The following is a 10,306-nucleotide window of genomic DNA, read 5'->3' on the forward strand; positions in this document are numbered from 1 at the left end:
CCATGGAGCAGCCGCGGCAGGCGTGGTCGGGCCAGCCGAACACGCCGGGCTCGAAGAAGGCGCGGTAGACGATCAGCTGGCGCCGGCCGTCGAACAGCTCGGGCAGGCCGACCTTGCCCGCGGGTCCTTCGAAGGCATAGGTTTTTTCCACGGCCATCCACGGCATGCGCCGGCGCTCGGCGGCCAGCGCGTCGCGCGCTCGGGTCTGGGCCTTTTCCTTCACGAGCAGCTGCTCGCGGGCCGCTTCCCACGCCTCGGGCGAAACGACCGGTGGGGTGTGCATGGCGGGCGCGGTGCCCTTCTTTCCGTTCTCGGTGGAAGTCGTCATGGCTTGAATCTCCTGGTTGGGCGAGAAGAAAAGTTTGGCACCGCCCACCCCGCCGCGGGAGTAACAAGTTTGGCGGGATTGCGGCTTTCCGCGCCGGGCCCGGTTCCTGCTATCCGGTGGTTTCCCCCCACCGCCCGCAGAGAACAACGCCATGACCACCACCAGCTTTCGCTCCACCCGCCGCACTGCGCTGCACATGCTCGCGGCAGGCGCCGCCTCGCTCGCCCTGCCCGCCTTCGCGCAATGGCCCGACAAGCCGATCAAGATCATCGTGACCTTTCCGCCGGGCGGCTCCAGCGACGTGCTCGCGCGCCTGCTCGCGGAACAGCTGTCGAAGAAGCTGGGGCAGCCGGTGGTCGTGGACAACAAGCCCGGCGCGGGCGGCACCATCGGCGGCGCACAGGTGGCCGCGGCCGCGCCCGACGGCTACACGCTGATGCTCTCGAACACCACGCCGATCGCGCTCGGCCCCTTCACGCTCGACAAGCAGCCCTACGATCCGGTGGCGGGCTTCAGCCACATCGCCTACCTGGGCGCCGCGCCGCTGGTCATCATGGCCAGCAAGCCCTCGGGCTTCAGGAGCTATGCGGACTTCGAGGCGGCCGGACGCAAGGATGGCCGCATGGACTTCGGCTCGGGCGGCCCCGGTTCGATCGGCCACATCCACGGCGAGCTGCTCAAGAAGATCACCGGGATCAACATGGTGCACGTGCCCTACCGCGGCGGCGCGCCGATGACCACCGACCTGATCGCCAACACCATTCCGGTGGGGATCGACGTCATCACCGCCTACGTCCCCTTCTTCAAGAGCGGACAGCTGGTGCCCCTGGCCGTGACCGGCACCCAGCGCTCGCCGCTGATGCCGGACGTGCCGAGCATCGCCGAGCTCAAGCAGCCGAAGCTGGTGCTGGAGAACTTCTTCGGCCTGTCCGGCCCGGCCAGGCTGCCGGAGGACGTGGTGGCGCGGCTCAACGCGGCCTGCAACGAGGTGCTGGTGATGCCCGAGATCCAGAAGAAGCTCACCGATCTGGGCATCGTGGCCAAGCCCGAGACCGTCGCCATGTTCAACGGCTTCGTGAAGGAGCAGGTGAACGTGCTGGGCCCGACAGTCAAGGGCGCGGGCATCAAGCTCTGACGAGACCGCCTCGGCGCCTGCACGGCGGCGCCCAGGAACGCTCTGCCGCAACAGCCCTGCTGGCGCCGTGGCCGCATAAGATGTATGATACGCATCATGCGAAACACAAAGCACAGCGTCAGGGCAGCGGCCAAGGAGGCCTCGCACGAGCGCATCCTGTCCGTGGCTGCCCGTGYGATCCGCCGCAGCGGCTACGACGGCACCGGCGTGGCCGACATCATGAAGGAAGCCGGCCTGACCCATGGCGCCTTCTACGCCCATTTCCCCTCGCGCGAAGCCATGCTGGCCGAAGCCGCGGGCCGGGCCTGTACCGAATCGGCCGCGGCCGCCGCCAAGGCCGCTTCCGACGAGCCCTCCGGGCAGGCCCTGCCCGCCATGCTGCGTGCCTACCTTTCGCCGGAACATGTGGCGCATGCGGAGATGGGGTGCCCGCTGGCCGCGCTGGGCTCGGAAACGCCGCGCCAGGCCGCCGAAGTGCGGCGCGTGACCACCCGCCACCTCAAGGAAATGATCGACCTCGTCGCGCGCCAGTCGCCCGACTGGGGCCAGCCCGCTGCGCATGAACGCGCAGTCGTGACCGTTGCCACCATGGTCGGCACCTTGCTGCTCGCGCGCGCGGTCGACGAGCCGGCGCTGTCGGCCAGCCTGTGCGAGGCTGCGCTGAAGCATTTGACGCCGGCCTGAATCCGCCGCGGCACGAATCCCTTTTTGCTCGCCCATAAATATGATGAACATCATGCGACACAAGCAAAACCCTGCCGGCAAGGCGCGCGCGCTTCCGCTCCTTTTCGCACTCGCGTTCCAGGGCCTCGCCGCGGCCGCTGCGCTCACGGCGCTGCCGGCCCGGGCGGACGAGACATCGCCCGTTGGCCTGTGGAAGAACGTCGACGACGTCAGCGGCAAGCCGCGGGCGCTGATCCGCCTCACCGAATCGAACGGCGTCCTCCAGGGAAAGATCGAGAAGGTGTTCCCGGCGCCGAACGAAGACCCGAACCCGACCTGTGAAAAGTGCGAAGGCGCCAACAGGAACGCACCGGTCGTCGGGCTGGTGATCCTCAGCGGCCTCGCCAAGGAAGGCGGCGAATACGCCGGCGGCCAGATCCTCGACCCCGACAACGGCAAGGTCTACCGCAGCACCGTGCGCCTGACCGACAACGGCAAGAAGCTCAGCGTGCGCGGCTACATCGGTGTGCCGATGCTGGGCCGTTCACAGACCTGGATACGCCAGTAACAAGGAAGACCATGAAAGCATTTGTTCTCGATCGATACGGCAAGAAAGCCGCACTGCGGCCGGCCGACATGCCGACGCCGGAGCTGCGCGACGACGAGGTCCTGGTCGAGGTGCATGCCGCGGGCCTGAACCTGCTGGACGCCAAGATCAGGAACGGCGAGTTCAAGCTCATCCTGCCGTACCGCCTGCCCCTCGTGCTGGGGCATGACGTGGCCGGCGTCGTGGCCAAGGTCGGCGCGCGCGTGCGGCAGTTCAAGCCGGGCGACGAGGTCTATGCGCGGGCCGACGATTTCCGGATCGGCACCTTCGCCGAGTTTGTTGCGGTCAAGGAGGCATCGCTCGCGCCCAAGCCGCAGGGCCTCACGATGGAAGAAGCCGCGTCCATTCCGCTGGTGGCCCTGACGGTGTGGCAGGCACTGGTCGAGAAGGCGGGGCTCAAGAAGGGCCAGAAGGTCTTCATCCAGGCGGGCTCCGGCGGCGTGGGCACCTTGGCCATCCAGCTGGCCAAGCACCTGGGCGCCACCGTCGCCACCACGACGAGCGCGGCCAATGCCGCGCTGGTGAAGAGCCTGGGCGCGGACGTCGTCATCGACTACCGCACGCAGGACTTCGAGGATGTGCTGCGCGACTACGACGTGGTCCTGAACAGCCAGGACGGCAAGACGCTCGAGAAGTCCCTGCGCGTGCTCAAGCGCGGCGGCAAGCTCATCTCCATCTCCGGACCGCCCGACCCGGCATTCGCCAAGCAGAGCGGCGCGCCTGGTTTCGTGAAGCTGGCCATGCGGCTTTTGAGTTCGGGCATCAGGCGCCGGGCCGGAAACCGCGGCGTCGATTACTCGTTCCTCTTCATGAGGGCGAACGGTACCCAGCTGCGCGAGATCACGCGCTTGATCGAGGCCGGTGCCATCCGGCCCGTGATGGACCGCGTGTTCCCGTTCGAATCCACCAACGAAGCCCTGGCCTATGTCGAAGCGGGCCGCGCCAAGGGCAAGGTCGTCGTCAAGCTCAAGTGAGCCTTGTTCATTTCCCGTTCCCTTCTTTTCCCGGAGATTCCTCATGAAGATCGAAAATTCCGTCGCTCTCGTCACGGGCGCCAATCGCGGCATCGGCCTGGCATTCGCGCGTGAGCTGCTGGCCCGCGGCGCCCGCAAGGTTTACGTGGGCGCCCGCAACCCTGAAACCGTGACCCAGGCCGGCGTCCAGGCGCTGCGCCTGGACGTCAACAATCCGCAAGACGTGGCGGCTGCCGCGGCGCTGGCGTCCGATGTGACGCTGGTGGTCAACAACGCCGGCATTGCCCAGGCGGGCGGCTTTCTCGCGGCCGACAGCGAAGAGGTCGCACGGCAAATCTTCGAAACCAATTTCTTTGCCGTGCTGCGCATGAGCAAGGCCTTCGCGCCCATTCTCAAGGCCAATGGYGGCGGCGCGCTGCTCAACGTCCTGTCGATTGCCTCGTGGGTGAACGGCGGCGAGCTGGCGGCCTATTCGGCCAGCAAGTCGGCCGCGTGGTCGCTTACCAATGCCCTGCGCAGCGAACTGTTGGCGCAGAAGACGCAGGTGCTGGCGCTGCACATGGGCTATGTCGATACCGATCTCACGCGCGGCTTCGATGTGCCGAAGACGAGCCCTGAAGACATCGTGAAGCGTGCGCTCGACGGGCTCGAGTCGGGCCTCGACGAGGTGCTGGCCGACGAGCTCACGCAGCAGGTCAAGCAAGGGATGACGGCGCCCAGGCCCAGCTACCTTCCGCAGGTGGCCTGAGTGCACCGCTGGGCGGACGTTCCAACGAAATCCATCTCCGCCGGGGGCGTGGATTTTGCGTACCGGGAGCTGGGCGCGCACCATGGCGGGACACCGGTGGTGTTTCTCGTGCACCTGGCCGCCGTCCTGGACAACTGGGACCCGCGCATCATGGACGGCATCGCGGCAAGGCACCACGTGGTCGCCTTCGACAACCGCGGCGTCGGCGCATCCAGCGGTTCGCCGTCCGATTCGGTGGAGCAGATGGCCAGCGACGCCATCGCCTTCATCGAGGCGATGGGCTTCGCGCAGGTCGATCTCTTCGGCCTTTCGATGGGCGGAATGATCGCCCAGGACATCGTGCTGAAGGCGCCGCAGCTCGTGCGCAAGATGATCCTCGCAGCCACCGGCCCCGCGGGCGGCGAGGGCATCAGCACGGTGGCGAGGGTCGCGCACTGGGACCTGCTGCGCGGCCTCTTCACCGGCCAGGACCCCAAGCAGTTCCTGTTCTTCACGCGCACGCCGGGCGGCATCGAAGCCGGCAAGGCCTTTCTCGCGCGATTGAAGGAACGCACCGAGAACCGCGACAAGGAGATCACGATCGCCGCGTACCTGGCGCAATTGCGGGCGGTGAAGGCCTGGGGCCGCAAACGCCCGGCCGACCTTTCGGTGGTCAAGCAGCCCGTGCTCGTCGTCAACGGCGACGACGACCGGATGGTCCCGACCGCGAACTCGCACGAACTGGCGCGGCGGCTTCCGAACAGCACGCTGATCATCTACCCCGATGCCGGCCACGGCGGCCTGTTCCAGTTCCATGCGGACTTCGTGCCCAAGGCGATCGAGTTCCTGGGCCGGTAGGATTTCGAGGGCGGCCGCGCTCCGGCCGGATACCCATCGCATGGGTATTTGCGAGATTACCCATGTGATGGGTTTTTGACAAATACCCATGACATAGGTAATCTCAGGATACCAACCTCATTGGTATTCACATGCAGCAGGTCCTTTCGGTTCCCTCCCAGCTCGGCGCGCTGCTCAAGGCCGCGCGCAAGGAAGCGGGCATTTCGCAGGTCAAGCTGGCCGAGCGGCTCGGCATCAGCCAGAGCCGGATGTCCCACATGGAACTCAACCCTGGCTCGCTGAGCCTGGAGCAGCTGCTGGCCATCTTCGGCGTGCTGGGCCTCGAGATGGTGGTGGGCTCCAGGAAGCCCGCGCCCACCGGCAGCCAGGCAGCTTCCCAGGAGTGGTGAGCATGGCGCGCACACGGGGCCTGCAGGCCCTTTCCATCTGGGCCAACGGTGAACGGGTCGGCAGCTGGCGCATTCCCGCGCACGGGGCGGACGAACTGCGCTATGACGATGCCTGGGCCGATTCGCCCGCCGGGCGCCCGCTCTCGCTTTCGTTGCCGCTGGTGCGCGGCTTCACCCACAAGGGCGCTGTCGTCAGCAACTACTTCGACAACCTGCTGCCGGACAGCCTGCCCATACGCCAGCGCATCGCGAGCCGCTTCGGCACGCAGACAACGCAGGCCTTCGACCTGCTGCAGGCAATCGGCAGGGATTGCGTGGGCGCCATCCAGCTGCTGGGAGAGAACGCCAGCCCGGCCGATGTGGAACGCATCGAGGGCGAACYGATGAGCGAAGCCGGCGTCGAGCGGCTGCTGCTGCAGACGGTCGATCCGGGCAGGTTCGCCGCGCAGGCCGTGCCTGGCGACGAACTGCGCATCTCGCTGGCCGGCGCCCAGGAGAAAACCGCGCTTCTGTGGCACGAGGGCCAGTGGCTGCGCCCGCAGGGCTCGACCCCCACCACGCATATCCTGAAGCTGCCCTTGGGCCTGGTCGGCCATCGCAAGGCCGACTTCAGCACCTCGGTGGAGAACGAGTGGCTCTGCCTGAACATCCTCCAGGCGTACGGCCTTCCCGTGCCCCGCACCGCGATGCTCCGGTTCGGTTCGCAGAAGGTGCTGGCCGTCGAGCGCTTCGACCGCCGGCTGCACTCCTCCGGAAACTGGTGGCTGCGCCTGCCGCAGGAAGACTTCTGCCAGGCCCTCGGCAAGCCCTCGCACCTGAAATACGAAGCGGACGGCGGACCGGGAATGACCGACCTCGCCGACGTGCTGCGCAACTCAGTCAACGCCCAGGAAGACCTGGCAACGCTCCTCACCGCGCAGCTGCTCTTCTGGATGCTGGGCGCGCCCGACGGGCATGCCAAGAACTTCAGCATCGCCTGGCTCCCGATGGGCCGCTACAGGCTGACGCCCCTCTACGACGTGATGTCCATCTGGCCCCTGGAAGGCAACGGCCCGAACCAGTTTTCCAGGCACGAGGCCAAGCTCGCGATGGCCTTGTCCGGCAAGAGCAGGCACTACCACTTCAAGACCATCCAGCGGCGCCACTTCAACGCCATGGCACAGAAGTGCCACTACGGCCCGGACGCCGAGAACATCATCCAGCGCGTGCTGGCGGCAACGCCCGGCGTGATCGATCGGACCGCTGCGCGCTTGCCCGCGCACTTTCCGGCCGCGGTGTCGGGCCGGATCCTCGAAGGGCTCGCCCGCTCCGCGAGGGCGCTGAAGGGGATGCCGCCTGTCTAGGGAGGCGGCGCCTGCGCATGCCGCAATGCCCCGCAAGAAAGTTCATCGGAAATTCGCCGCAGCCTTACCGGCCCTTCACATGGCGCCCTCAGCATGGGAACTCCTGAATACAACGACTCGAAGGAGTTGCAATGAAGAAGTTGTCCCTCGCATTGGCTGCGGCCACCCTGCTCTCTCTGGCCGCCCTGAGTGCTCCTGCGCAAGCGCAGCCGCACCTTGGAGACCACGGCTATCGCCCGCACGTGGTCGTTGTTCCGCCGCCCCCGCCGCGGCACGTGATACGGCACGGCCACGACCGCCATGCCGACTATCGTCATGGCCACCGCGCCGACTACCGCCATGCGCGCCGCGACAGCGACCGCGACGGCGTGCCCGATCGCTACGACCGCCGCCCCCACAATCCGTATCGGCGCTGAGCGCGAGCGCTGGCCTGCGCTTTCGCCGACGACGATGGCTCGGGAGTCGGCGCTCCGGAAYGAGCCTTCCGGACTGGCCCGTCAACCAAGCGGCAACTCGATGCACCCGGCGAGCGGAACCTGCGGAACGTGGTCGAGCCGCGCGCTGCTCGCAACGACGATCGCGTGACCCGCACGCCCGGCCCGCGATGCGACGGCCTTCCACAGGCACCCGATCGACCGCGCATCGAGCGCGCCTTCGGGTTCGTCGAGCAGCACCAGCGCGCGGCCCGAAGCCAGCGCGGCCGCCAGACCCACCTTGCGCTTCGATCCGGTGGAGAGCATGTACATCGGCTTGTCGATGTGCGGCACCAGCGAGAAACCCTCGACCAGCACCTGCCACAGCGCCGCATCGAAGCCCGCATCACCTTCGCTCAGCGTGGCGGTGCATGCACGCGCGGTGAGCTGGTCGAAGGCTTCGGCGGCCGGGTCGCAGAAGAACACGTTGCGCTTGTAGGCCTCGGGCTCTGCATCGAGCCGCGCGCCCGCGAGCGTCAGCCTTCCGGAAGCCGGAGGCAGCGCGCCCGCGATCACGCGCAGCAGGGTTGACTTTCCGCTGCCCGTGTCGCCATACAGCAGCGTGACGCCCTCGCCCACCGATGCGCACCAGCCGGATGCGAGTGCGGGCTGGCCCGGGTAGGCAAAGCCCAGGTCGTGGACCTGGAGGATGGCGGGTGATGTCGGGGTGTTCATGTGCGTGCGGAAGTCCTCGCCGGATTCTGCCTCGGCCCGATCCTCCGCCCAGCCCGCGCCCTCAGCTCAGATCAGGAACTTGCGGATGCGCGCCGACGCCAGGTCGATGGCGCTCACGCTCACCACGATGATCAGCATCACCGCGCAGGTCTCGGCGTACTGGAAGCCACGGATGATTTCCCACAGCACCACGCCGATGCCGCCCGCGCCCACCATGCCCACCACGGAGGCAGAGCGCACGTTCGACYCGAAGCGGTACAGCGCATACGAAATCCACAGCGGCATCACCTGTGGCAGCACGCCGTAGACGATCTCGTGCAGCGCGCTGGCGCCCGTGGAGCGGATGCCTTCCACCGGCTGCGGGTCGATGGCTTCCACCGCTTCGGCGAACAGCTTGGCCAGCACGCCGGTGGTATGCACCCACAGCGCCAGCACGCCGGCGAAAGGGCCCAGGCCCACGGCCACCACGAACAGCATCGCAAACACCATCTCGTTGATGGCGCGGCAGCTGTCCATGAGGCGGCGCATCGGCTGGTAGATCCACCAGGGCACGATGTTGGCGGAAGCCAGCAGCGCAAGCGGCACGGCGRYGASCACGGCCAGCGCCGTGCCCCACAGCGCGATCTGCAAGGTGACGACCATCTCCTGCAGGTACATGCGCCACTGCGTGAAGTTCGGCGGAAAGAACTCGGCCGCGTAGGTGGCCATGTTGCCGGAATCGCGCCAGAGTTCGAACGGACGCATGTCGGCGCCCTTCCAGGACGCGGCCAGCAAGATAAGCAGGCCCGCCCACGAGAGCTGCCAGGCGAGGCTGCGCTTGGGCGCGGCGGACGCCGCAGGCGCCAGGCTCGGGCGGGCGATATGGACCGTGGGTTGCATGGCGGACACAGCAGAGTGCAGCGGCAAAGAAAAGTGGCGGGCGCTCAGTTCAGCGCGGCCAGCTTCTTGTCGATGTCGGCCAGCCTGGCCTTCTTGTCGGCGTCGCCGAGCACGGCGTCGGCCTCGATCTTGGTGCGCTGGCCGAACAGGTCAAGCTGGCGGATCGGCAGCAGCTGCTTGTCGCTCGATTCCTTGAAGCCCGAGAGCTTCGAGATCTTCATGACGATCTCCTTCTCGCGCGGATCGGACTTGGCGTAGTTGTAGAAGAAGTTGCGCAGCTTGGCCTTGGTCGCCTCGGGCAGGTCCTTGCGCATGACGAGCGGGTCGAGCGGAATCAGTGGCGAGGTCCAGACGATCTTGATGTCCTTGAACTTCTCGGGGAAGCGCTCCTTCACCTTCTCGAGGTTCTCGCTGTTGTTGGTGGCCACGTCGACCTGCTTGTTGGCCACGGCCAGCGCGTTGGTCTCGTGGTTGGCGCTGCGCGTCACCTTGAAGATCGACTTGGCATCGAGCTTGTTCTGCGCGAAGACGTAGAAGCCCGGCACCAGGTAGCCCGAGGTCGAGTTGGGATCGCCGTTGCCGAAGCTCAGGTTCTTGGCGTTCTTGAGCACGTCGTCGAGCGTGTTGAGCGGGCTCTCGCGGTTCACGATCAGGTGCGAGTAGTAGCCCTGCGTGCCGTCCGCGTTGACCATCTGCGCGAACACCTCGCCGCCCGCGCGGTCGACCGCTTCCATGGCCGACTTGTTGCCGAACCAGCCGATGTGCACCTTGTTGAAGCGCATGCCTTCGATGATGCCGGCGTAGTCGGGCGCGAAGAAGGCCGTGACCTTGAGGCCGGTCTGGCGGCTCATGTCGTCGATCAGCGGCTGCCAGTCGCCCTTCAAGTTCTGCGTCGCCTCGGTCGAGATGATGCCGAAGTTGATGTCCTGCGCGGGGGACGCGCCGGCAAGGCCGAGGCCCAGCACGGTGGCGGCAATGAGTTTCTTGATCATGGATGGCTCCAGGAGAATTGAAAGGGTGGAAAGATGTGTTCGTCGCGGGCTACGCGGCTTGCGCCGCCCACGACACGGGAGCAGCAGGGTTCAGCACGTGCACGTTGGCGCCTTCGGGCGCCGAGGCCGGCGCGGCGGGCCGCAGCAGCTCGTCGGCCTGCACGCCATACAGGTCGCGCAGCAGCGCCGGCGTCAGCGCCGAGGAAGGCCCGTCGAACACCACCTGGCCCTGGTTCAGCGCCACCACGCGCGGGCAGTACTTC

Annotated in this window: 13 protein-coding genes and 1 pseudogene; 9 read left to right on the plus strand and 5 right to left on the minus strand. The window is 67.1% G+C overall.

Going from position 1 to position 10,306, the window contains the following annotated elements; translation table 11 throughout:
- The coding region (locus AC1DOC_RS06550; RefSeq protein WP_478129564.1) for a DUF899 family protein at positions 1 to 328 on the minus strand (328 nt) is incomplete at its 3' end.
- A 151-nt stretch (positions 329 to 479) separates the two neighbouring features.
- On the opposite strand from AC1DOC_RS06550, the gene AC1DOC_RS06555 reads away from it, so the two are divergent.
- The 9 genes from AC1DOC_RS06555 to AC1DOC_RS06595 all read left to right on the plus strand — a co-directional run bounded on the left by AC1DOC_RS06555 (position 480) and on the right by AC1DOC_RS06595 (position 7,440).
- Positions 480 to 1,463: a Bug family tripartite tricarboxylate transporter substrate binding protein gene (locus tag AC1DOC_RS06555; RefSeq protein ID WP_015866103.1), complete on the plus strand. Its 984-nt coding sequence runs from the start codon at positions 480 to 482 to the stop codon at positions 1,461 to 1,463.
- An 84-nt stretch (positions 1,464 to 1,547) separates the two neighbouring features.
- The gene (locus AC1DOC_RS06560) at positions 1,548 to 2,147 is read left to right on the plus strand and encodes a TetR/AcrR family transcriptional regulator (RefSeq protein ID WP_478129565.1); all 600 of its coding nucleotides are present in this window, start codon (positions 1,548 to 1,550) and stop codon (positions 2,145 to 2,147) included.
- Positions 2,148 to 2,187: 40 nt separating this feature from the next.
- Entirely contained in the window at positions 2,188 to 2,694 is a 507-nt protein-coding gene (locus AC1DOC_RS06565) for a DUF2147 domain-containing protein (RefSeq protein WP_015866105.1), read from the plus strand.
- A gap of 11 nt (positions 2,695 to 2,705) precedes the next feature.
- Positions 2,706 to 3,707 carry an NADP-dependent oxidoreductase gene (locus AC1DOC_RS06570; RefSeq protein WP_015866106.1) on the plus strand — a complete coding sequence of 334 codons (1,002 nt, stop codon included), beginning with the start codon at positions 2,706 to 2,708 and terminating at the stop codon, positions 3,705 to 3,707.
- Between the two features lie 43 nt (positions 3,708 to 3,750).
- Entirely contained in the window at positions 3,751 to 4,455 is a 705-nt protein-coding gene (locus tag AC1DOC_RS06575) for an SDR family oxidoreductase (RefSeq protein ID WP_015866107.1), read from the plus strand.
- Positions 4,456 to 5,292 carry an alpha/beta fold hydrolase gene (locus tag AC1DOC_RS06580; protein WP_478080149.1) on the plus strand — a complete coding sequence of 279 codons (837 nt, stop codon included), beginning with the start codon at positions 4,456 to 4,458 and terminating at the stop codon, positions 5,290 to 5,292.
- A gap of 131 nt (positions 5,293 to 5,423) precedes the next feature.
- The gene (locus AC1DOC_RS06585; RefSeq protein WP_015866109.1) at positions 5,424 to 5,681 is read left to right on the plus strand and encodes a helix-turn-helix domain-containing protein; all 258 of its coding nucleotides are present in this window, start codon (positions 5,424 to 5,426) and stop codon (positions 5,679 to 5,681) included.
- Positions 5,682 to 5,683: 2 nt separating this feature from the next.
- Entirely contained in the window at positions 5,684 to 7,024 is a 1,341-nt protein-coding gene (locus tag AC1DOC_RS06590; protein WP_478129566.1) for a type II toxin-antitoxin system HipA family toxin, read from the plus strand.
- A 131-nt stretch (positions 7,025 to 7,155) separates the two neighbouring features.
- Positions 7,156 to 7,440, plus strand: coding sequence for a hypothetical protein (locus AC1DOC_RS06595; protein WP_015866111.1), 285 nt, complete (start codon positions 7,156 to 7,158; stop codon positions 7,438 to 7,440).
- 81 nt (positions 7,441 to 7,521) lie between these two features.
- On the opposite strand, the gene AC1DOC_RS06600 is transcribed toward AC1DOC_RS06595, so the two are convergent.
- From AC1DOC_RS06600 to AC1DOC_RS06615, 4 genes and pseudogenes are all read right to left on the minus strand, one after another.
- On the minus strand, positions 7,522 to 8,172 hold the full coding sequence (locus tag AC1DOC_RS06600; protein ID WP_478080147.1) for an ABC transporter ATP-binding protein: 651 nt from the start codon (positions 8,170 to 8,172) through the stop codon (positions 7,522 to 7,524).
- Positions 8,173 to 8,238: 66 nt separating this feature from the next.
- Positions 8,239 to 9,051, minus strand: coding sequence for a phosphonate ABC transporter, permease protein PhnE (gene phnE, locus AC1DOC_RS06605; protein WP_478129567.1), 813 nt, complete (start codon positions 9,049 to 9,051; stop codon positions 8,239 to 8,241).
- Between the two features lie 44 nt (positions 9,052 to 9,095).
- Positions 9,096 to 10,043: a phosphonate ABC transporter substrate-binding protein gene (gene phnD / locus AC1DOC_RS06610; RefSeq protein WP_018905754.1), complete on the minus strand. Its 948-nt coding sequence runs from the start codon at positions 10,041 to 10,043 to the stop codon at positions 9,096 to 9,098.
- Between the two features lie 49 nt (positions 10,044 to 10,092).
- Positions 10,093 to 10,306 (minus strand): annotated as a pseudogene (locus tag AC1DOC_RS06615) (phosphonate ABC transporter ATP-binding protein); the annotation flags it as partial.

Source organism: Variovorax sp. 01T439_2 (assembly GCF_056398445.1).

Coding starts and splice junctions, on each gene's coding strand:
- AC1DOC_RS06555 (WP_015866103.1), top strand. CDS start 480: ATGACCACCACCAGCTTTCGCTCCACCCGCCGCACTGCGCTGCACATG.
- AC1DOC_RS06595 (WP_015866111.1), top strand. CDS start 7,156: ATGAAGAAGTTGTCCCTCGCATTGGCTGCGGCCACCCTGCTCTCTCTG.
- AC1DOC_RS06600 (WP_478080147.1), bottom strand. CDS start 8,172: ATGAACACCCCGACATCACCCGCCATCCTCCAGGTCCACGACCTGGGC.
- AC1DOC_RS06585 (WP_015866109.1), top strand. CDS start 5,424: ATGCAGCAGGTCCTTTCGGTTCCCTCCCAGCTCGGCGCGCTGCTCAAG.
- AC1DOC_RS06565 (WP_015866105.1), top strand. CDS start 2,188: ATGATGAACATCATGCGACACAAGCAAAACCCTGCCGGCAAGGCGCGC.
- AC1DOC_RS06570 (WP_015866106.1), top strand. CDS start 2,706: ATGAAAGCATTTGTTCTCGATCGATACGGCAAGAAAGCCGCACTGCGG.
- phnD (WP_018905754.1), bottom strand. CDS start 10,043: ATGATCAAGAAACTCATTGCCGCCACCGTGCTGGGCCTCGGCCTTGCC.